This is a genomic window from Amycolatopsis sp. NPDC004169, assembly GCF_040610315.1.
GTDB lineage: Bacteria > Actinomycetota > Actinomycetes > Mycobacteriales > Pseudonocardiaceae > Amycolatopsis.
Genome location: NZ_JBEXMD010000012.1, coordinates 1 through 19,069, shown reverse-complemented (window position 1 = coordinate 19,069; position 19,069 = coordinate 1). Strand labels below are relative to the sequence as shown.

General features: G+C 67.3%; 24 protein-coding genes. 10 read left to right on the top strand and 14 right to left on the bottom strand.

Annotated features, from left to right (window positions below; all coding sequences use genetic code 11):
* Window positions 1–162 precede the first annotated feature (162 nt).
* The gene (locus tag ABZX11_RS18210) at window positions 163–3,057 is read right to left on the bottom strand and encodes a BTAD domain-containing putative transcriptional regulator (RefSeq protein ID WP_354914192.1); all 2,895 of its coding nucleotides are present in this window, start codon (window positions 3,055–3,057) and stop codon (window positions 163–165) included.
* 189 nt (window positions 3,058–3,246) lie between these two features.
* Here ABZX11_RS18210 and ABZX11_RS18205 point away from each other — a divergent pair, with 189 nt between their 5' ends.
* Window positions 3,247–4,059: a hypothetical protein gene (locus ABZX11_RS18205; RefSeq protein WP_354914191.1), complete on the top strand. Its 813-nt coding sequence runs from the start codon at window positions 3,247–3,249 to the stop codon at window positions 4,057–4,059.
* A 411-nt stretch (window positions 4,060–4,470) separates the two neighbouring features.
* On the opposite strand, the gene ABZX11_RS18200 is transcribed toward ABZX11_RS18205, so the two are convergent.
* From ABZX11_RS18200 to ABZX11_RS18190, 3 genes are all read right to left on the bottom strand, one after another.
* The gene (locus ABZX11_RS18200; protein WP_354914189.1) at window positions 4,471–4,608 is read right to left on the bottom strand and encodes a hypothetical protein; all 138 of its coding nucleotides are present in this window, start codon (window positions 4,606–4,608) and stop codon (window positions 4,471–4,473) included.
* Between the two features lie 757 nt (window positions 4,609–5,365).
* Complete coding sequence (locus tag ABZX11_RS18195) at window positions 5,366–6,742, bottom strand: pentapeptide repeat-containing protein (RefSeq protein WP_354914187.1); 1,377 nt, start codon at window positions 6,740–6,742, stop codon at window positions 5,366–5,368.
* A 628-nt stretch (window positions 6,743–7,370) separates the two neighbouring features.
* On the bottom strand, window positions 7,371–7,736 hold the full coding sequence (locus ABZX11_RS18190) for a peptidoglycan-binding domain-containing protein (RefSeq protein WP_176170970.1): 366 nt from the start codon (window positions 7,734–7,736) through the stop codon (window positions 7,371–7,373).
* A gap of 287 nt (window positions 7,737–8,023) precedes the next feature.
* Here ABZX11_RS18190 and ABZX11_RS18185 point away from each other — a divergent pair, with 287 nt between their 5' ends.
* Window positions 8,024–9,121, top strand: a complete 1,098-nt coding sequence (locus ABZX11_RS18185; protein ID WP_354914185.1) for a winged helix-turn-helix domain-containing protein — start codon at window positions 8,024–8,026, stop codon at window positions 9,119–9,121.
* A gap of 562 nt (window positions 9,122–9,683) precedes the next feature.
* Here the strand turns inward: ABZX11_RS18185 and ABZX11_RS18180 are convergent.
* From ABZX11_RS18180 to ABZX11_RS18160, 5 genes are read right to left on the bottom strand one after another with little or no spacing between them, the layout of a single operon-like run.
* On the bottom strand, window positions 9,684–10,292 hold the full coding sequence (locus ABZX11_RS18180; protein ID WP_354914183.1) for a DUF3558 domain-containing protein: 609 nt from the start codon (window positions 10,290–10,292) through the stop codon (window positions 9,684–9,686).
* Window positions 10,289–11,011, bottom strand: coding sequence for a hypothetical protein (locus ABZX11_RS18175; protein ID WP_354914181.1), 723 nt, complete (start codon window positions 11,009–11,011; stop codon window positions 10,289–10,291). Before ABZX11_RS18175 ends, ABZX11_RS18180 begins: the two co-directional genes overlap by 4 nt.
* A gap of 3 nt (window positions 11,012–11,014) precedes the next feature.
* On the bottom strand, window positions 11,015–11,383 hold the full coding sequence (locus tag ABZX11_RS18170) for a hypothetical protein (protein ID WP_354914179.1): 369 nt from the start codon (window positions 11,381–11,383) through the stop codon (window positions 11,015–11,017).
* Window positions 11,380–11,685: a hypothetical protein gene (locus ABZX11_RS18165; RefSeq protein ID WP_354914177.1), complete on the bottom strand. Its 306-nt coding sequence runs from the start codon at window positions 11,683–11,685 to the stop codon at window positions 11,380–11,382. Before ABZX11_RS18165 ends, ABZX11_RS18170 begins: the two co-directional genes overlap by 4 nt.
* Complete coding sequence (locus tag ABZX11_RS18160) at window positions 11,682–12,107, bottom strand: YbaB/EbfC family nucleoid-associated protein (protein WP_354914175.1); 426 nt, start codon at window positions 12,105–12,107, stop codon at window positions 11,682–11,684. Before ABZX11_RS18160 ends, ABZX11_RS18165 begins: the two co-directional genes overlap by 4 nt.
* A 735-nt stretch (window positions 12,108–12,842) precedes the next feature.
* On the opposite strand from ABZX11_RS18160, the gene ABZX11_RS18155 reads away from it, so the two are divergent.
* Together ABZX11_RS18155 and ABZX11_RS18150 are read left to right on the top strand one after the other, a co-directional pair.
* A complete protein-coding gene (locus tag ABZX11_RS18155) occupies window positions 12,843–13,547 on the top strand; it encodes a hypothetical protein (RefSeq protein WP_354914173.1) in 705 nt (234 codons plus the stop codon).
* 55 nt (window positions 13,548–13,602) lie between these two features.
* On the top strand, window positions 13,603–14,106 hold the full coding sequence (locus ABZX11_RS18150; RefSeq protein ID WP_354914171.1) for a GNAT family N-acetyltransferase: 504 nt from the start codon (window positions 13,603–13,605) through the stop codon (window positions 14,104–14,106).
* 53 nt (window positions 14,107–14,159) lie between these two features.
* Here ABZX11_RS18150 and ABZX11_RS18145 read toward each other — a convergent pair whose 3' ends face one another.
* Both ABZX11_RS18145 and ABZX11_RS18140 read right to left on the bottom strand, forming a co-directional pair.
* Window positions 14,160–14,600, bottom strand: a complete 441-nt coding sequence (locus ABZX11_RS18145) for a hypothetical protein (protein ID WP_354914169.1) — start codon at window positions 14,598–14,600, stop codon at window positions 14,160–14,162.
* Window positions 14,601–14,603: 3 nt separating this feature from the next.
* On the bottom strand, window positions 14,604–14,828 hold the full coding sequence (locus ABZX11_RS18140) for a hypothetical protein (RefSeq protein ID WP_354914167.1): 225 nt from the start codon (window positions 14,826–14,828) through the stop codon (window positions 14,604–14,606).
* 371 nt (window positions 14,829–15,199) lie between these two features.
* On the opposite strand from ABZX11_RS18140, the gene ABZX11_RS18135 reads away from it, so the two are divergent.
* Complete coding sequence (locus tag ABZX11_RS18135) at window positions 15,200–15,478, top strand: hypothetical protein (protein WP_354914165.1); 279 nt, start codon at window positions 15,200–15,202, stop codon at window positions 15,476–15,478.
* 46 nt (window positions 15,479–15,524) lie between these two features.
* Here the strand turns inward: ABZX11_RS18135 and ABZX11_RS18130 are convergent, their stop codons facing one another.
* The gene (locus tag ABZX11_RS18130) at window positions 15,525–15,743 is read right to left on the bottom strand and encodes a hypothetical protein (RefSeq protein ID WP_354914163.1); all 219 of its coding nucleotides are present in this window, start codon (window positions 15,741–15,743) and stop codon (window positions 15,525–15,527) included.
* A 268-nt stretch (window positions 15,744–16,011) separates the two neighbouring features.
* Here ABZX11_RS18130 and ABZX11_RS18125 point away from each other — a divergent pair, with 268 nt between their 5' ends.
* The gene (locus tag ABZX11_RS18125; protein WP_354914161.1) at window positions 16,012–16,638 is read left to right on the top strand and encodes a hypothetical protein; all 627 of its coding nucleotides are present in this window, start codon (window positions 16,012–16,014) and stop codon (window positions 16,636–16,638) included.
* Here the strand turns inward: ABZX11_RS18125 and ABZX11_RS18120 are convergent.
* Together ABZX11_RS18120 and ABZX11_RS18115 are read right to left on the bottom strand one after the other, a co-directional pair.
* Window positions 16,631–16,822, bottom strand: a complete 192-nt coding sequence (locus ABZX11_RS18120) for a hypothetical protein (protein WP_354914159.1) — start codon at window positions 16,820–16,822, stop codon at window positions 16,631–16,633. The two genes, ABZX11_RS18125 and ABZX11_RS18120, sit on opposite strands and share 8 nt — an antisense overlap.
* Before the next feature lie 55 nt (window positions 16,823–16,877).
* Window positions 16,878–17,258, bottom strand: coding sequence for a hypothetical protein (locus ABZX11_RS18115; RefSeq protein WP_354914157.1), 381 nt, complete (start codon window positions 17,256–17,258; stop codon window positions 16,878–16,880).
* Window positions 17,259–17,311: 53 nt separating this feature from the next.
* Here ABZX11_RS18115 and ABZX11_RS18110 point away from each other — a divergent pair, with 53 nt between their 5' ends.
* The 4 genes from ABZX11_RS18110 (at window position 17,312) to ABZX11_RS18095 (ending at window position 18,944) form a co-directional block, all read left to right on the top strand.
* Entirely contained in the window at window positions 17,312–17,665 is a 354-nt protein-coding gene (locus ABZX11_RS18110; RefSeq protein ID WP_354914155.1) for a hypothetical protein, read from the top strand.
* A gap of 349 nt (window positions 17,666–18,014) precedes the next feature.
* Window positions 18,015–18,284 (top strand): hypothetical protein, encoded by a 270-nt coding sequence (locus tag ABZX11_RS18105; RefSeq protein WP_354914153.1) that lies wholly within the window; start codon window positions 18,015–18,017, stop codon window positions 18,282–18,284.
* 158 nt (window positions 18,285–18,442) lie between these two features.
* Window positions 18,443–18,709 carry a hypothetical protein gene (locus ABZX11_RS18100; RefSeq protein WP_354914151.1) on the top strand — a complete coding sequence of 89 codons (267 nt, stop codon included), beginning with the start codon at window positions 18,443–18,445 and terminating at the stop codon, window positions 18,707–18,709.
* Window positions 18,702–18,944 carry a hypothetical protein gene (locus ABZX11_RS18095; RefSeq protein WP_354914149.1) on the top strand — a complete coding sequence of 81 codons (243 nt, stop codon included), beginning with the start codon at window positions 18,702–18,704 and terminating at the stop codon, window positions 18,942–18,944. Before ABZX11_RS18100 ends, ABZX11_RS18095 begins: the two co-directional genes overlap by 8 nt.
* Window positions 18,945–19,069 lie beyond the last annotated feature (125 nt).

Genomic DNA, 19,069 nt, shown 5'->3' with positions numbered 1-19,069 from the left:
CCTTGCCGCCTGCTGGCTGCGGGATTCCTGACGAGTCGTTAGCGCGCTTCACCGGTGCCGCCGGACCGCAGCGATCTCCCTCGGGCGAATGGCACCTGTTGCGGACTGGCGAAGGCTCCCGCACATCGGAACACGCGCCAGACGTATTCAGAGCCCTCACGACTAGGGCCATAGTCCGAGCTTGGTGAATTCTTCTCGGACATATTCATTCACCTCGTCTTGAACTTCGTCGATCAGCTCCAGCGTTCGGCGGGACTCGGTCGAGGCGTCAGCCTGCCGTCCGGTTGCGGCGTGTGCTCGCACGAGTGTGACGTGCGCGCGCACCGAACTCACGTGGTCTTCGGGAGAACGACAGAGACCCACGGTCTCACGTGCGCGTAGCACCGCCTCGGTGAAGTCTCCTTGTTCGAAGCTGGTCTCGCTGAGCTCGAGAAGCACCGCTACGGTCTGGCTGTGGTTGACCGGGTGGTGAGTGTGCAGGGTCGCGGCTTTCTGCAGGTGGACCGCCGCCTCGTCGGGGTGGTTTTGCAGACGGGCGAGTTTGCCTAGCTGAAGCAGGGTTGCTGCGTGCTGTCGGTGGTCGGGTAGGCGCTGGAAGGTGTCTGCTGCGGCGGTGAGGTGTCCGAGTGCCGCTGTGAGGTCGTTGGCTTGTTGCAGGTCGGTTCCGAGTTGAAGGTGTGTGCGGGCTGCCAGAGCGGGTTGGTCGATGTCCGCGTGGATCTCCAGTGCTTCGCGGGCTCTGGCGATGGCCAGTTCGTACGCGCCGATCGTGCTGTAGTGGGAGGCGACGAAGAGGAGGGCCTCGGCGACGCCGCGTTGGTTGTCTGTTGTGCGGAAAAGGGTGACGGCGACGTGGGCCGACTTCAGTGATTCGTCGGGGTTGCCGAGATGGTGGTGCAGCTGAGCGAGTCCGGCGAGCACCTCGGCTTCGCTGCCGTGGTCCTGTGCGGCGATCGCCGCAGCGCGAACTTCCTCATGTGTGTGGAGCCAGTCGCGCAGGCTGTCGCCGATCAGCAGATGCGGGCGGAGCGTGCGGAGGATGGCGACAACCTGGGGAAGGTGCGTTCGTGCTCCCCGTCGTACGTTCGCGGCGATGCTGGCGCGTTCGCGCTCGAGCGATGTCGTCGCGTCAGCGTGGGAATCGCGGGATTCGTCCTCCGACCCGGGCCTTTCGGTCTCCGGCCGGGGGCGCGTGGGTGCCAGTGTCTCGGCGATGTCGGTGGCGAAATCGTTGATCCAGTCGAGCAGGCGGACCTGCGCGCGAGCTCGGCTGTCGGCGGGGTCCACCTTCATGGCGATCCGCTCGCCGGCCGCCCGGGTCAACGTGTCCATCGTGTAGCCGTGGCCGTGTGAGCCGATCAAATGCAGAGCACACAGAGCGTTGAGGTGAGAGCGGGTCGTATCCGGGCTGGTGCCATCCAGCGCCGTTGCCGCGGCAACGCTGAGGGTGGGCTCGATGTGCATGCTCAGGGTCCGGAACGTGCTGGCCGCGCCGGCCGGGAGGCTGTCATAGGACCACGCGATCGATGCCAGCAGCGTCCGGCTGTCTGTTTCGCCGGCCAGGAGCAGATCGCCAGGGGCAGGCGGGTCGGCTGGCGCCGTTGTGGTGGTAAGGGCGTCGGCGAGAATCCGGATGGCTCGGGGAAGGCCACCTGTCAAGTGATTGGCGGCCTCGGCCGTGAAGTTGCCGGCCGGCGCGTGCAGCTCGGGGACGAGCGCCGTCAGCAGTTGCGCGGTCTCGGCGGGTGTGAATCTTGCGACGGTCAGCCGGTAGGCGCCGTGATCGTTGACGAGATCGGTCAGGCGGTGGCGACTGGTCACGATCACCACGGAGGCGGCGCTGCCCGGCAGGAGCGGTATCACCTGTTCGGAGTTGAGCGCGTTGTCCAGGAACAGCAGAATCCGACGTCCCGCCAGCTTCGTCCGCAGCTGGTGGCCCCGCAACCTCGGTGAAATCGGAATGTCCGGCGCAGCGACTCCTAGCGATTCGAGCAGCTCAACCAGTACGTCGTCCGGGCTGCGCGCGGGGGTGGGGGAGTAGCCGGAGAGGTCGGCGTAGAGCTGCCCATAGGGGAACTGCTCCTGGATCGTGTGGGCCCAGTGCAGCCCGAGTTGAGTCTTTCCGACGCCGACCGGCCCGGTGATCACGATGACCAGGGTTGACGTCGGCCCGTTCATCTGTGCCTTGACCAGCAACTTCTCCAGCTCGGCAAGATGAGCGGGCCGATCGATGAATTCACTGACGGTGAGTGGGAGCTGGGCGGGCGGAATGGCGCGTAGCGCAGCTTGGGTGCGGCGGTGATCAGCAGGTTCGACCAGCTCGCGTTCCTGGAGAAGCTTCCTGTAGTGTTCCTGCAACTCTCGAGGTGGGCTGGTGCCGTACGACTCGGCGCACCTGTCCCAGATCTGTCTCCAGCAGGCGTCGAAATCCTCGAACCGTCCGAGTCCATCCAGGGCGCTGAGCCGCAACGCCGCGAAGGTGACATCCTGCTCGTGCCGTTCCGGCACAGCATCAAGCCGTTTCAGCACTTCGTGGAGGTTGCCCCGCTGCAACTCGATGGTGCACAAGGCCTGGTAGGCGGGTAGCAGCTCCCGGTCTTCCAGGTCTTCACGCTGGCGTTCCATCCAGCTTGTATTCAGGCCTGCGACGACGTCTCCACGCCACAGCGTGACTGCCTGGTCGAGCGCCTCAGCGGCTGTGTCGAGCTCGTTCGTCTCGCGAGCTGCTCGGCCGGCGCGGACGAGATCCTTAAACCGGAGGTAGTCAAGGGAGTCCTGCCCTCGGACGAACTTGTAGCCCCCGTCTTGAGTGAGGATCTCGCTGTCGGCCCCGGTTCCGCGAAGAGTGGCCCGCAGCCGGCTGACGTAGGCGTGGAGAGTTTTTCTGGCATGCAGGGGTGGGTCATCCCAGAGCGCGTCGATGACTGTCTGAACATTCACGAGCTTGCCGTGCCGCATCGCCAGCACACCGAGCAGGAAGCGTTCCTTCGCACGCTTGAAGTCGACTGTCTGGTCGTCAAGCCGCAGCTCCACGCTGCCCAGGATGTTCAACTCCATCGGGCTCCTTGTGCCACCCCGCGGAGTGCCGGCCAGGGACGCGATGACGTGCACATTAGCCCCGCGAACAAGGTAGTTGCCCCTGGTTACCGGGGCTGTCAAGGATCTGTCCTGTTCATGGCAACCGAAGTGTCAACCTCCGAGCTGGACGATCGGCCTCGTACAACAGGCCCAGCGGAGGTGGCCCAGATGCCCACGCCAGACAACATCTACCGTCGAGAGCAGCCCAAACGCGCCGCGAACGACACGCCACGGTCGCCGGCGGACACGCCGCCAGTCACGTCTGCCGCTCAGCGCTCGTTGCGGCGCTGGCTGCGACGGCTGTGGATGGACGACGCACATTCCGCGCCGCAGACGCGTGATGCATCAGCTGTCACGTGTGCGCTGCAGAAGCGCGGCTCGAATGCCGTACATCGGACGATCGTGGCTGTCGATGTCGAGGAGTTCTCGTCTCCTCATCGCACCAACGCCGACCGTCTTACCGTCCGTGCCGGGCTGTATGAGGTCGTCCACCATGCACTGCTGGCTTCTGGTGTTGTTTGGGACGATTGCCAGCACGTTGATCTCGGCGACGGTGTCCTCGTGCTGGCTCCGTCTTCGTATCCGAAAGCGATCTTCATCGAGCAGGTTGTTCCGATTCTGGCCCAGGCATTGGCTGGTTACAACGAAGATCATTCGCTGACCGAGCAGATCCGTCTAAGGCTGGTCCTGCATGCTGGTGAGGTCAGTTATGACGCATACGGAGCGACAGGGCAGGCGATCGTTCATGCGTTCCGGCTACTCGACTCTCCGGCTATCAAACAGGAGCTTGCGCAATCGCCCGGCCCGCTGGCATTGATAGCGTCGGCGTGGTTCTACGAAGAGGTCATCCGACACAGTGCACTCAGCCAGCCACGTCGGTACGTGCAGGTCACGGTCCGCGTCAAGGAGACTGTTGCGCCGGCGTGGATCTATGTCAAGTACGGTGACGGCTCCTCGGGCGATTTGCGACAACCTGGCTGAGGCCTCGCACAACGGCATCAACTGAGGTGAAGATCGCTTCGGCTGGATGTCCGCTGGCGCGTGGACCTGCCTCCACGATGTCGAGCGTGCGAGCGGGTGCGCCGTGCGTCTAATTCTGTTGGTCGTGGCACGCCTCGCGGAGAAGCAGGTCGTAAAGCGCAGCTCCGGCGGAACCCGGCGGTGGCTGTCCCGATCGCGCGCTCGACGGCGGGCGAGGCGAAGTCGGCGCCGAGCACCAGTCCCGAACCGGGCGGTGCCTGCTCGAACGTCTCCTTGCCGGCCTGGACTACGACGGCACGCTGGGTCTTCGATCAGGCCGCGGAACTCGTGCCCGTAGAGTTCCAGTACCTTTTCGGCGACCCGGTCCACACGTTCCTCCAGGTGCCGGCGGGGCTTCCGGTGAGCGCGGCCTTATACCGCTTGCCCGCCCAGGACCGCGGTGACCGTGACAGCCATGTCGCCGGTGAGTTCGTTCTTGGTCACGGCCTCGCAAGCGCTCTTGACGACGACCTCGCCGAGCTTGACCGCGATCACTCCGAGCACACTCACGCAGCAATCCCTTCCGGCCGTGATCGGGACAGTATCGCGCTGGAACCCGGAGCTGTAACGAGCCGGCGGGGAGAAATGCCCCCGATACCCGTTCGGCTCAGCAGCAGGCAGTGACCGCGGCTCGCCGGCGTCAGTGGTGTTCGGGGCACAGCGCTCGGTTGCGTGAGTCTCCACAACTCTGGCGGTGCGATCGCAGTCGGAAGTGGCGCGGCTGGAGCCTGGTCGACATGACCCGCCGTAGGACTGGCGAGCTGCCAATGCCTTGTGCGTACGCCACCACACGTCGCTGGAACATGACTGACTACGTGTGGCTGCATTAGGCCGAAAGAATGACTTGGGACGCGTGGTGACGGAAGACATGCCGGCAGGCGAGAGTTGTCGAGCGACAAGCTAGCTGATCATCCGACAGGCATTCTGGTCACTCCCGTGGCCGTGTGACATTGGACTTGAGATTCGGCGGGCCTCGCGCCGAGCGTGATCATGCACAGCAGCCGTCGGGGTGGGTAGCTTGGCCGATCCCCACGGTTGAGCAACCGCGGTGCGACAGCCGGCCAGAGGGGAGAGCGTGGCGCAGTCGGCGCCGCAGGTGGGCCCGCAGGGCTGTCAGGTTCGGCAGCGCTGGCGGCCGCAATTGGATACATGGCGTCCCTGGCGACCCCCAGGTCCATCACACGCCCGGATCTGCACCTGCACGGGCCGGAACGACGTCCGAACATGTTCGAGTCGATCACTTGGCGATGGCGACCCGTTCTTCGGTTCAAAACCAGGCCCCTACGGTGCCAGTCGTCGTAGCGCCGAGTGTGAACGTGCGGTCGTCATGCAGCGCGCCAGTCAGGTCAGCGCGCGTGAGGTCAGCCAAGTCGAGGTCTGCCTGGGAGAGATTCGCGTGAGTGAGGTGCGCGTCGGTGAGGTTCGCGTGCCTGAGGTTCGCGTCCGTGAGGTTCGCGTCGGCGAGGTCAGCGCGAGTGGCCTGCGTCCCGTTCAGGATCGCGTGGGCGAGGTCCGCGTGGCTGAGGTGGGCCTCGGTGAGGGTCGTGCCGCCGAGCTGGGCGTAAGCGAGGTAGGCGCCCGAAAGGTTCGCCTCGAACAGTCTCGCGTCGGTGAGGTTCGCGTAGGAAAGGTCGGCGTGGGCGAGGCCCGCGCCGTCGAGGTCTGAGTGGGAGAGATTGGCGTTGGTGAGGTTCGCGCCGTTAAGTTGGGTCACGATGAGCCTCATGCCGGCAAGGTTCGCGCTGGCAAGGTACGCGTGATCGAGGTGCGCGCCGTCGAGTTGCGCGCCGGCGAAGTGCGTGCGGTAGAGGTTCGCGCGTTCGAGCTGCGCTCCGATGAGGTTGGCGTTGGTGAAGTCGGCTTCAAATAGATTCGCGCCGCCGAAGTTCACGTAGGCAAGGTCGGCGCCGGTGAGGCAGACCCCGCGGAGGTCGGCGATTGTGTCTGCGTCGTTGTCGTGGTTGCGTCGGCCGAGGACCGACAGGGCAGCTCTGACATCGATCTGGACGTTCGTGCTGCTGGCGCAGGTGGTGGTGCCGTCGGGTTTTCCGGTGGCGGTCGGGAGCGTGCTGCGGATGAAGGCACTGAGGATCTCGATGATAGTGGCTTGATCGCGGGGTGAGTCTCTGGCCAGGCGTTCCAGGGCGTAGATGCCGCCGAGGCGGGTTTGGAGGTGGTCTGCCCCCTGGGTGCCGAGCTGGTCGACAGCCTTCGTGTAGCGGTCGGTGATCTGGCCTTGTTCGGACAAGTTGATCTGCGTGCGGGTCGCGGACAGCGACTGCGCAGTGAATCCCAGAGCGGCCAGGGCGGTGGCTGCGGTCACGACCGAGGTAATCGCTGTCCAGTTCCATCGCCGCGGCGGCGGCGTCACGTCCGGTGTCACCGTTGCACGTGGCAGCAGACCTGGCTGGCCCGGTTCCGATTCCCAGCGGATCGACATGGGTGGGATGACGGTGGGTCGTGGGGAACCGTGCCTGATGAGCGTGGCGGTGGCAGCAGCCAGCACCAGCGCGAGCAACAGCGGCCACCACCGGCCCAGCCAGGCTCCGATCGCCGCCCAGCCCGGCCACCATTGCTGGTCCGGCAGTTGCCTCAGCGCGGCATCCAACAGAAGAAGGACGGTGCTGACGCCCAACACGATCACAGCTACCCGCCGCGTTTTCGGTCTCACTCACAGACAGTCGTGTGAGGGGCCCGGGCCGCTACTGCTGCCTGGCAGGGGGTACGCATTCGTCAAGCCGGACTCTTGTGACGCAGGTCGAACCTGTATCACCGGTCGGCTTCGCTATCGAGCGTGAGGCAGCGGCAAGACGGCCGCCGCCCAGGGGCGACGGCTCCGGCGCCCAACCGCATGAACGCGTGGCGGGTTAGCCGAACAGGGCCAGATAGATTGACGCGTTAGTCTGCCGGGCGCGTCAGGCTATCTGTCCTGTCGCTGGTCAACGACTTGCCGTCGGCCATCTTGGCCGCCGCTTGACAGGGGCAACGCGTGGAGAACGGCGCCGGGCTGACGGCTCCGCCGGCTTCATAGTCGACGACGGGGTCAGCATTGGGTACGCGGTGGCTGTGCCCGCTGCTGCCGTGGCATCCGGTGATGGTCGGCAGGGCGACGGTCGGCTTGCCCTTTTCAGCCGGCCGCCGAGCGGAGCCAAGAGGAGCATGCTTACGACGTAGCGGATCTGGGTGACCGTGATCAAAGCCGGCCGAGCCGGTTCCTTCCGGTAGAGGTCACGGAACGCCAGTCGCGTGTGCCAGGGCTGCGTGGCACGCTGCTAGTACGTGGTGGGCAGGTAGTGGTAGCAGTAGTTGTCGTAGTAGTCGCTGAAGTCGAGCAGGAGCGCGTCGCCGGTCGAGGGGCCGACGACGCCGTCTGCCGGCAGGCCTGCCCAGCGCTGGAATTTCTGGATGGCGGTGTAGGTCTGCTGGCCGAACGCGCCGTCAGTGGTGGCGTACCCGGGCGAGGGCGAGTCGTCGATCAGCTTCTGGACGCACCAGACGGCGTGGGAGTTGTTCGTCTCTCCCCAGCCCACCCAGCCGGCGCCCACAGCGGCGTGGGCGGACCCGGTGGACGCCACGGCGGCCACGGCGGCCAGGGCTGTGGTGAGCCCGGCCTTGATGGCGAACTTCTTTCCGATCATTTCGATCCTTTCCCATGACGGTTAGTTTTGTGTTGAGGTTCATCTCTCTATGACGGTTCTGTTCTTGATGGTGTTCACTTATCCGACAGGAGTCGGGCTTCGCTCCCGAATCCAGCCGCCCCCTCAACGGCTGGATCCGTTGATTTGGCGCCGGTGTTCTGTTAGCGCCTGCACCAAGACTGCCCGCGGACTCAGACGGAGTCACCCCCATTCGGCCTCTGCCGAAAGAGGGCGAATCGGTCAAGAATAGGGGCGAGTCATGTTGGACTTGAACCAGGGGGACTTCGGTGGGATTCCGGTTTCATTTCACGGTCGAGGACCTGGCACGCACACGCGTGGACGACCGGCCGTATGCGATGATGGAGTTGCTGGCCGCCCTTCGGCAGCTGCAATCTCGTGCTCAGCCCGTGCGGTTCGGGGCTTGGCGCAGGGAGGTAACGGCTCGGCTGCCGGCCCAAGCCCGGATGATCGTCGATCTCGCACCTCCTTCAGGATCGATACCCGGGTTCCTGTTCCCACCCTCGGCCGGCGAAGCGCACCAGCTGCTGGACGAGGCGCGGGCAATCTCGTCACGAGAGATCCGCACCGCGCTTCTGTGTGTCGCGGAGTCCCGTTCCATTCCTGGCTGGGTGCACCGGCTTGCCGACGATCGGCAGCTAAGGCGCCAGCTCTTTGACACCTTCGCCCTTGTGTACGAGCAGGCCCTGGCCCCCTACTGGCCGCACGTGCGCACCACGGTTGCCACCGACCGGGTCCTCAAGGGCCGCGACTTGCTCGACGGCGGGGCCGAGCGGGTGCTGTCCGGGCTCAACCCGCGCTACATCCGCTGGAACCCACCCGTTCTCGAGGTGAAGACACCGATCCCGCTCTACACTGATATCCACCTGGACGGCCGCGGCTTGCTGCTCGTTCCTTCGCTGTTCGGCGCCGAGACGCATCCGCTCGCCATCGCCTCCCCGGAATCACAGCCCCTGCTCACGTATCCCGCCCAATCCGGAGATGGCGACGCGTACCCTCTGCTCATCCAGGGCGACTCGCCGATAGCGGCAGGCCTCACTTTCGCCCGCTTGGCCGCCCTACTCGGACGGACCCGTGCGACCGTCCTGTGCACCATCGCCGAGCATCCCGGATGCACCACAACCGAACTCGCCAGACGCGCCGGTATCGCCCCCGCCAGTGCCAGCGAACACGCCACCATCCTGCGCGAAGCCGGCCTGACCACCACAATCCGCCACCACAATCTCGCCCTCCACACCCTCACCGGATCCGGAACATCGCTCCTTAATCCGGACACTGCCAGCGCGACACCGTCGGGATTCTCAAGAGAGTTCCTGCACGAGACACCGACTCACGCGGGCCTAGACAACCCGGCATCACGTACTTGATCTTCAGTTAGCCGTACCTCGTTGCAGTCCGGAACCAGTACCCGGCGCCGTGCAGGCGTACCCCAGTCGTCGTCACAGGGGCAGCTCGGTAGTGTCCTGCTACACACGTTGTGCTGGTCATCGAGACCGCTACCGACGCGCTACGCCGCACGCAACCCTCACCGGCACGCCCGTACCGGCGGTACCGGGTTGTGGTCATCCGGACGGCAGCGAAACCTAGACCCCGGCCGCCAACCCCCGGCGACCTATAGTGGATCACCTTTCGCTGACTTGCCAGGTCCTGACGATCATCGGGACTGTAAAACGAGCGGTGTAACTCCCGATCATGGAAGTGCACCTGATGAGCGACATGATGTCCGGCGTGGACAACGCTGAGGACCCGAACCCCGAGACCGGGCTGGACGCCCTGTAGAGTCGAGGACGCGGCTAGCGCGTCGTTGTCTGCGAGTGCGTTAGGGCATCTGCGACGTCGAGCCCCTCATCGCGGCGGCCCGCGAGATGTCCACGAGCCCCGACCACGATTCGGCGCGGCTTTCGCCGACACCGCGTGGCTAGGTGTTGTCTAGTTTTGGCGGAGGTTGCCGATGACGGCTTCAGCCATTTTCGCGACCCCGCCGCAGCGGTCGTTGGCCCAGTAGTTGCGGGGCAGGTCCTTCCCGGTGATCTGGAAGGTGAGCATCTGCTGGTCGGTGACCTGGACGGCGACCGAGCAGTCGTCGGTGCTGCCGCGTTGGTGGTAGACGATGGCGGGCAGGCCGTCGATCGAGGTTTCGGTCCACGGCTCGAACAGGTCGGCTTTCCGTGCCGGTGACTCCGCCAGTTCGGTGAGGGTGCGCGGGTTTTTGGCTGGTTTCGAGGCGGTGGCGTTCGTGCCCAGGGGTGTGGCCCAGGAGCAGCCGTAGATGGGCGTGGTGGTCTTCCGGAACGCGCTCACGTCGCCGGGTGGGTCGGCGACGACGGCGGCTACCTGGTCTTTGGTGAGCAGGCTGCACGGGTCGGTGTCGAACTTGGCCAGGTCGAGGGGCTTGTCGACCTGGTCCAGGGGCAGCGGCGCGCCGGTCTGCGCGGGGGCGGGTGGCTGGGTCAGCACGCGCTCGGGAGTCGACGGGCCGCATCCGCTGAGCACGCTCACCGATACGAGAGCGGCGCAGCCGAGCACTCGCGTCCTCATGCGGGAGCTGCGGAGGGGTCGATGCGCCATTGCTTCTCGTTGTCCATTCCGGAGTTGGCGGGCATCGGGGGCAGGTCGGGGAAGTCGGTGTCGCCCTGCACGATGGCGGTGGCTTGCGCGCGGAAGTCACCCAGGGTGGTGACAGCCTGGGCGAACAGCCCGTTGATGGCGGTGACGAGGTTGGCGAACGCGTCCACGACCGCGTCGATGACGTCCTTGGAGGTGAACACGTCGACGATGGGAATCGCGGCGGTCGCGATCGCGACGATCGTCTTGTAGCCGAGCTTGCCGAGCTCGACGGCGCAGGTGCCGATGAACTCGATGGCTTTGCTGTAGGTCGCGATCACGCAGCCGGCGATCCCGGAGAGGATGCCGGACATGCTGCCGACGACGTCCTGCTGATCGCCGAGGGCTTTCCCGACGTGGTCGGCGTAGGTGTTGAACTGGGCGGCGGCACGCCCGTTCCAGGTGCCGGCCACCGCTTGGACGGCGTTGTCGATGTCGTCGCCGGCGTCGGCGAGGGTGTGGTTCTTCGCGAACTCCATGGCCATGTCCTGCACCTGGAACGCGTTGCCCAGCAGCTTGTTGCGGACGTCGTTGAGCAGCTGGATGATGTCGCCGCGGTCGAGCAGCTCGGCGATCCTGCGGATCTTCCCGTCGGATTCTTCGGGATAGGGCTGCGGCGCCGCGGGTGTCGGAGGGGCAGTCGGTGCGCTCACGGGTCAGCCCATGCCCTTCTCCAGGTCGCGCAGGCGCTTGAAGTCCGCCTCGTCCTGGGTGTCGTAGTAGTCGGCGGCCTTATCCAGCGCTTCGCCGAACTGCCCCAGCTGCATCGCGCCTTTGTCGGTCTTGTCGCGGATGTGGGCGATGGCGTTGTTGAACATCTCCACGACACCAGCCCGGGCACCCAGCATGCCCACGTCGTCGTCGCGCAGGACCACCTGCGCCAGGTCCTGCTGGCCGAACTTGAGCACCTTGTCGCGGGCGGCGAACACGTCGTCGGTGGCTGCGCGTAGGGCTTGGGGGTAGACCTCGAAGCCGGAGCCGGCCGCGGCGTTGCCGAAGGGGTTGGTGAAGTTGCCGTTGTTCATCGGTTCTCCCGCGCAGCGTCGTCGATCATGGCCTTGCGCCGGTCAGCGGCGGCCGATTCGGCGCCGGCGATGGCGCACAGGACGTGCCCGGCGAGGCTGGCGCCGGTCTGCCCGGCGACCGCGCCGCGGTCGAGGTCTACCGATACCAGGCCGCCGAGGCCGTCGACGGTCACTGTGCCGAGACCGGCCGCAATGTCGCGCATCAAGGGCAAGGCCTCACCGGTTTTGGCTGCCTGCTCCACCGCGGCGACTCGTGCGTCGATTTCTTTCGCGAGGTTGTACACCGACTCTTCAGTGTTCACCAGCGTCCGCCTCCTGGCTCCGGCTCGTCGGTCAGGAAGTCCAGCTCCTCGAAGCTCTCCTCGTCCGGCGGCGCAGCCTCACGCCGGGCCGGCGCACCCGCGGCAGCGGCGGGCGGCGGTTCGGCTGGTCGGTGCTGGGACGTGGCGAGGGGGACCGGCGGTGGTGGCGGTGGCTTGCCGAACAGGGCGTTCAGCTGCGGCAGCGCTGAGGCGCTGGCCGCGGCGCGGGCGCCGCGGACGGCTTCGACGATGCTCAGCCCGAGCCTCTGCGCATGGGCGCCATGCAGAGCCCGGTCTTCGATCCGCAGGTCGAGCAGCTTCCCCTGACCTGTGACGACGGCCGTCACCAGCTGGTCGCCCGAGCGTGCGGTATACCGGGCCGCGGCCAGCTTCGTGTCCAGCTCGCCGGCCTGCTGCTGCATCAGCCGCGTATCCCGCCGCGGTCCAGTCATGACGGCGTCACGAACTCAGCCATCCATCCCCCTACTCCAGGTTCCACCAATGTGACGGAACGTGCCCCACCAGGACCTTACTGCCCGTCGAAGCCGGCGCAACCACAACCCGAACGAACGGACCCGCCTCACACCGTCGTCGCGGCGGGCAGCCGGCCCTGCAGTTCCTCCACTGATCGGTGCGCGTCGATCGAGGCGTCGGCGTGTCCGCTTCATGAGCGCGTGTAGTGGAGGCTGTTCGACACCACCGTCTACAGCTTCGGCGCCTCTGCCAACGCGGCCAGGTGGTCGCTGTGGATGTTGTCGTGCGGTTCGCGGTAGTCGATCAACTCCACCGCCGCGTTGTGGTATCGAACCGGCTGGCGAGCAGCTTCAGCTCGTCAGTGGCCGTGGCCCGGCCGCGCTGCATGAGCGCGCTCGGCGGGCGGCGCGCCTGCGGCAGCCGGTCGGGCCCGCACATGCCCCTCAGGGCTTCGCCCACTCGCTGTGTTTGCGCTGGTCAAACCCCTGATCGGTGACAGCCAGTACGAGGACGACCGCTCAGTGCTGCAGGTGCGGTCCTCGCAGGGTGACCTTGACCAGCTCGGCTTGACAGATGTTGCACCGTCTCGCAGTATTCGAACAAGTGTTCGATGAGTTCGGGTTCGCTCGCGGCTTCCCCTCGTGGGCGTCTCCGGTGCGTGTTCGTGGTGCTGGAGGTGCGTGGTGGTGGTGCCGGAAGCGGTGGCCGGGCTCATGGCGATCCCAGGCGTCCGCACGGCCGCGGACCTCGGCGAGCCCAGCCTGGATACGGCAGCGTCCGCCGGGTCCTTGCCGATAGCGCCGGCCCTCGCCGGGCTGGTGCCCGGTGGGTTGCGGCGCGGCAGCACCGTCGCCGTCCGGGGCTCGACCGCGCTGATCTTGGCACTGCTGGCCAAAGCGACGCGGGAAGGAGCCTGGGCGGCGATCACCGGCATGCCGGCCCTCGGAGTGGTGGCGGCCGCCGAGCTGGGCGTGGACCTGGACCGGCTCGCACTCGTGCCGGACCCCGGGGTCGAACTGGTTGCAGTCGTGTCGGCGTTGATCGACGGCTTCGACCTGGTCGTGCTCGGCCCGGCCGCTGCCCGCGGTATCCAGCCACAACTTGCGCGTCGGCTGGCCGGACGCGTGCGCAACCGGGGCGCGGTCCTGATCTCCGCGGGCGCGTGGCAGGGCGCCGATCTCGAGCTAGGCGTCTCGAAGCGTCGATGGCGCGGCCTCTCGGACGATGGTTTCGGCCACCTGGATGCCCGTGAGGTCGTCGCGACCAGCCGAGGCCGCGGGGCGGCGGCTCGCCCACGCCATGTCGCGCTGCAGCTGCCCGGCTCCGACGGCGCCATCGGAGCCGTGGAGGCAACTGTCGGCGGTCGGCTGTCGGAGGTCGCTGGATGAGCCGCACGACGCCACGGTGGCGCCAGAACCGGCCCAGACCATCGTGAGTCAGCCCGTGGCCGACGGCCAGGTCGGTGGTGCCGTCCGGTCGGGGGCGCGCGGTGAGTTCGGCGGGCTAATCCCGGTCCGGCCGACGACCGGCACGCTCGTGGTCTGCCTGCGCGGTCATCGGCTCGAGCTCTACGGCCAGCTCAAGCCCTTCAGCCACCGCTACCGGCTGCACAGCACGCTGTGCGAGGTTTGCCGCACCCACGAAGCCTGCGAACCCGGGGCCCGGCGCCTCGCGGAGTGGGCGCACCTCGACGTCATGAGTCAGCACGCCGCGGATGCGGCGCCGGGTGACGGGCTCGTCCTCGTCGCGCATCCGCCGCCCGCCGGGACGATGGCCGGCCGGATCGAGTTGCGCCTCGATGGCACCGAGGTCGGCAGGGCCACCGTGACCACCTGCCCGCCGTGCCAGGCGGCCACCCTCGACTACGTTCACGTCGGGGCCGAGTACCGGCGCCTGCTCCCCGGCTGGCGAGCATCGCGCAGAACCAGCACGGGTCTGAGTCGGTGACGCGCAGCCATCCGCGTGCGGCCGGGTCGGCGCGCAACGCGTTGTCGACGACGTCACGCCCGGCCGCGAGTGCGTGCCGTGAGCTGGTCGCCGCGACGCCGGGACCGGCCTTGTCCAGGGCCCGCGCGGGGTCCCAGCCGCCAAGGATGAGCCGGGCAACGGTGCGCGTGCCGGTCACCCGCAGAGAGGTCAGCGCTCGGCGTCGCCACGGCGCGGAGGTGCCGGCCGCAGCGGGGCGCGGCGCGAACGCCGCAGCCGCGGGGAACCTCGGCGCGGCGGAAGTCACGGTAGTAGTCCGCGGCCAGCTCGGCGGAGTCGTCGCGGTGCCGGGCCAGCGCGGCCAGGACTTGTTCGGTCCGGCCGGGATCGGACAGCCGCAAGGGGTCCAGCAGCCGCCAGATTCCGAGGACGTCAGCGACGACCCGCGCCGAGACGCGGCCCTGGGCCAGGCGGTACGCGCCGGTGACCGCACGCCCGGCCGGGGTACTGGCCACCGGTCACCGCCCGGTCGGGTCGGTGGTGGCGCGGGCCAGGGTGTCGGCCAGGAGCGCGCGCCCGTCGAGGTTGGCGGGCATCTGCTCCCAGCGGGGCACGTCCTGATCGGTGACACCCGGCAGCCGCTCCCAGGTCGCTCGCGCAGGAACGTCGAGCATCTGCACGGCCTTGCCCCAGGCATCGACCACGGCCGCGTGGGACCGGGTCGAGGTGCCGCGCCAGCGCACGACCGCCGTGGTGTCTAGCCAGCCGGCCTCATCTCCGGCGGCGAGGCAGGACAGCCGCAGGGTCTGCTGCCAGGACTCGCTGTAGGACGTCTTCCGCTCGCCGACCCGGCGCTGCAGTCCGGCGTCGGCGGCGTCGATCGTGTCGGCGGCCAGGTTGGACAGCGACCCGTGCAGTGCCCACGCCGCGGGGTCTGGGTGATCGCGGCCAGGTGCCGCAGGATCTGCTCCAGGACGGCGACGTAGCCGGACATGTCTGTGGAGTCGAACGTCCCGAACCGCGTCTCCGGCGAGTCGGAGTGCGGCAGACGGTCCGGGCCGATCGGCGGTTCTTCTTCGTCGTCTAGCTCCAGCCCGGCGGCCCAGCGCTGCCGGTGCGCACCGTGCTCGCCGGTCGTCATGAGCAGGAACGTCTGGTAGTTGAGCCGGTCTTGAATGTCGAGGACCGGCGCGACCACTTCGGGACTGTCGGCGTCGAGGTCGTCTTCGTCGAGGAACCGGACAATCGGGCAGACGCCCAGGCTGTGTTCGGCGTGGTCGAGGTAGGCCGGGCCCTCGCCGGGGTCGTTCTCGGCGAGGGTGTAGACGGCCTGGTCGTCGAACAGCCGGTAGATCTGGCGCGGCCCGTCCGGGGTCAGGACGTTTTCCGCTGAAGTACGTAGATCGGTCAGGGGTCGGCGTCGTCGGCATAGACGGCGGTCACGTTCCGCGGGGACACGCCTCGGATGGCCGGACCGTGTCGCCGGGCAGGACGGTGGTGTAGGACCAGCCGTACTTCGGCGTGGCCCGGTGCACCGCCGCCTGGCGACGCGCCAGGCCGTTCAGGTTCCAGTGCGACCAGCCCAGCGGCTCGTCCGCCTGGTCATCGCCGAGCGCGCGGAAGCCGTCCACGAACAGGTTCTGCGCCAAGAGCTGCATAAGCAGGCGACACCAGTTCGTCCGCGACCGGTCCAGCAACCAGCGGTACGCCCGCCGGGCCGAGCGAGGAGCGAACGGCAGGTCGTGATCCCCTGGACGTAGCGGAGAATTCGGTTGTTGCGAGCTTGGTCCGGCCAGACGGATTCGATCCAGTGAGCAATATCAGCAGCTTGAGAGCGCGTTAACGACAAGGCGCAGTCTCCTTCCTGCGGAGCCGGTAAGATGACTCGTTCTAACTCGGCTTGCAGCAGAGAATCGAAGGAGCGACGTGGGCTATCTCGGGCTCGATTGGGGCAATGTGCCGTCTTGGTTCTCGGCGGCTTCCTTCTCGGCGGCCGCATATGTAATCATCAGGGACAGGGCGCACAAAAAACGTAGTCAAATAGATAGTGTAGGACTCTGGGGAGAGATTGAATTCGAGAAGTCGGCGCCGTCAGATACGCCCTCTACTCGCATAATCCCTACGCTGCACGTGAAGAACGCAAGCAAGCTGCCGGTGTATCTAGTAGCTGGAGAGTATGAATTGTCCGGACAGCTGCGCCGCAAGGGATCAGCTAGTGAGTATGGGCCTACAAATCCAGTGATGGAGCCCTTCCCGCTCTCGGTAGACGGCCGCTTGGGTCACTCTGTCATCCCCCCGGGCGAAATGGTAAGGATCGAGGGCGTGAGCAAGGTGATCGAAGGCCATTACGACTCCATCAAAGTTAATTCGGATGGCGACAGGGTGGCAAACCTTGAGGTGATCATCAAGCGAATTAGCGTTCGCGACAACAGTGGTACTACCTGGAAGCTGATACCCAGAACGGGCTCCGATCAAGAATATTGGTTTCTCGAACGACAGAAAGAAAGATATAGATCGATTCGCAAATTCGTATTGAAGCGACGATTCATGTAAAAGCGCGGAGCCTGCCGGTCCGCTTGCGTCCGCGTTTGGTCCACTCCGGATAGGCGAGCACGAGGCGGCGAACGTGACGGGCGTCGATCAGACACACCGCGAGATCGATCTTGTGCGGCGAGTCCCGCGCCTCCTTGCGGATCAGCACACCGTAGCGGCTCGGCTGGCGGCGGGCGTTGAGCACGTGTCGCTTGAGCCGCGGGTCACCATCGTGGGTCAGGGCCTTCTCGGCCCCCTGCTCAACGCGGAATCGCGACGTGCCGCGGCGAGGCCAGCTCGGCGCAGCGGACAACGACGTCCGGCGGCTTCTGCAGGTTGAGCCCGCTGGACATGTAGAAGATGATTGAGGCTCCCTCTGCCAGGTCGAACGGCCCGTCGGGGAGCCGTTGGACGCGTTCCCGCGGGTATTCCCCGAAGTCGAGCATGATGCCAGTCGCAGGCCCGTCGCCGGTGTTCTGGAGGCGGAGGCTGCCGCCGTCAGGCCAGACGGTGAACTCCGGCGCCTTCGCGGCCTCAGCGTCCCGCTGCTCGTGTCGACGGTCGAGGCGCGTCGATGCGCGTCCGGCGAAGAACGTCAAAACGGCCGGAAATCCGATTTTCAGCACGTCCCACCAACTCATGACCGAGAAGTCGCGGACCGTAGCCCGGTTGCAACAAGATCAACGGAGGACGCGTGATCAACTGCAGTACCGGCGTCCCGCGTGTCCAGACGTTCGAGGTGGACGTCCCGATGATGCGGCGCCGCACCGGCGGCCAGCTCGAACCGCCGCTCTCCGCCAACGACCGCTGGCACTGGACGCAGGAGAACCAGCGCACGCAGGCGTTCCGCCTCGGCGTCCGTGACGACGCCCGCCGTGCCGAGATCCCGGCCGGCTCGTGCCTCGTCGTCTCCCTGCACTACCGGCCGGGCGACAATCGGCGCCGGGACGCCGACAACCTGTACCCGACGCTCAAGGCCGCGTGCGACGCCCCCGCCGGGACTGGGTCGGGCTCGAGCTCGTCCCGGACGACACCCTGCGCTACATGACGAAGCACATGCCGGTGATCCACCTGGGCGCGGGGGAACGGCGCCTTTGGCTGGAAATCGAGGTTCGCCCGGGGGCGTCGGCGACGAGCTGCCCCGGCTCCCGCGCGTCGTGCCGGAGTGGCACGAGTCTGGTGCCTGCGACCTGTTCCCCCGAGCTCGACTTCATCGACGCTAAGGGCCCGGCCGCCGACGCCTGCCGCGTCATCTGCCGTGCCTGCCCCGTCCGGCTCAGTGCGCCACCGATGCGCTTGAGCGCGGGGAGCCGTGGGCGATCTGGGGTGGCCTCGACCGGAAGGACCGCAAGGTCGTCACCGCCGAGCTCGGCTACACCGCGCCCGCGGTGATGCCCGTGCACGGCACGAGCGGCCGGTACGCGAAGTGGGGGTGCAAGTGCGCGGATTGCCGCGCCGCGCACACCCTCTACGAGTCCGAGCGCCGGATTACCGCACGCCGCAAGGCGAAAGCCCGCGGCCTGCGGGTGTCGCCGCTCGCCCTCGACCGCCCGGTCCGAAGCGGCCGGCGGACCCTCGGCCCCGGGCAGCTGCTGCTGCTCCTGCCTGGCCTCCCACCGCACCACGCCGCGGAAGCCCGCCTGATCGACCTCGACCTCGCCGCCTGAACAGGAGAGCCCCATGCCCGAAGATTCCCAGCCCGCGACCCGGCTCGACCCCGAGCCGCCATCCGCCGCGGCGCCCGCCGACACCCTGGGCGCCGGTGCGCTGCTGCCCGAAGTCGCCGCCCTGGTGCCCGGGGGCGGCCTGTTCGCCCGCTATGACCGTGCCCGAGCCCGTGCTCGACCACCGGAACCAGACTGTTGCCGGCGTGGTCCGCTGGAGCGGCGAGGCCCACGGCTTCACCGCGACCGCGATCACGGGCGAGGACGTCCAGGTCTTCGTGCGCCCGGTTGCCACCGACACCGAGACCCGCGTCGAGCTCGTCGACGCCGCGGGGAACGTGCTCGGCGCCGCGAAGCCGCACCACGACCCCACGATCGACGTGTCCGGGTGCTACGTCGAGCCGGACGCCGAGGCCGCCGGTGAGTAGCCCGCTGGTCGGGTCGCCCCTGTCCGGGCGCCCGCCCAACGTCGCGCCGCCCGTCGAGCCGCCGCCGGCCGAACCGGTACTCGCGGTCGGAGACCAGGTGACCGTGACGTCGAGCGGCGGCACGTTCGAGGCCACGGTCACCGCGGTCACGGCGAGCGGAAGCTCGGCCAGCACGCCGCCGGCGACGGACCCCTCGCCCGGCGAGCCGCCGCCCGACCCACCCGACTTGCCGTAAGTCGAACACGTGTTCTACGGTGACGTGGTGTGTTGGGGGTCTCCGGGACCGACCCCCCCCCACACACCCGCTGGGCGACACAACACCCCCACAAGCTGAACGAGCCCACCGGCAAACACAACCCC

What these genes read in the sequence shown, in the direction of transcription:
- ABZX11_RS18210 (WP_354914192.1), bottom strand. Translation starts at nt 3,057, where the DNA reads ATGGAGTTGAACATCCTGGGCAGCGTGGAGCTGCGGCTTGACGACCAG.
- ABZX11_RS18190 (WP_176170970.1), bottom strand. Translation starts at nt 7,736, where the DNA reads ATGATCGGAAAGAAGTTCGCCATCAAGGCCGGGCTCACCACAGCCCTG.
- ABZX11_RS18180 (WP_354914183.1), bottom strand. Translation starts at nt 10,292, where the DNA reads ATGAGGACGCGAGTGCTCGGCTGCGCCGCTCTCGTATCGGTGAGCGTG.
- ABZX11_RS18115 (WP_354914157.1), bottom strand. Translation starts at nt 17,258, where the DNA reads ATGAGTTGGTGGGACGTGCTGAAAATCGGATTTCCGGCCGTTTTGACG.
- ABZX11_RS18170 (WP_354914179.1), bottom strand. Translation starts at nt 11,383, where the DNA reads ATGAACAACGGCAACTTCACCAACCCCTTCGGCAACGCCGCGGCCGGC.
- ABZX11_RS18130 (WP_354914163.1), bottom strand. Translation starts at nt 15,743, where the DNA reads ATGCAGCTCTTGGCGCAGAACCTGTTCGTGGACGGCTTCCGCGCGCTC.
- ABZX11_RS18160 (WP_354914175.1), bottom strand. Translation starts at nt 12,107, where the DNA reads ATGCAGCAGCAGGCCGGCGAGCTGGACACGAAGCTGGCCGCGGCCCGG.
- ABZX11_RS18205 (WP_354914191.1), top strand. Translation starts at nt 3,247, where the DNA reads ATGCCCACGCCAGACAACATCTACCGTCGAGAGCAGCCCAAACGCGCC.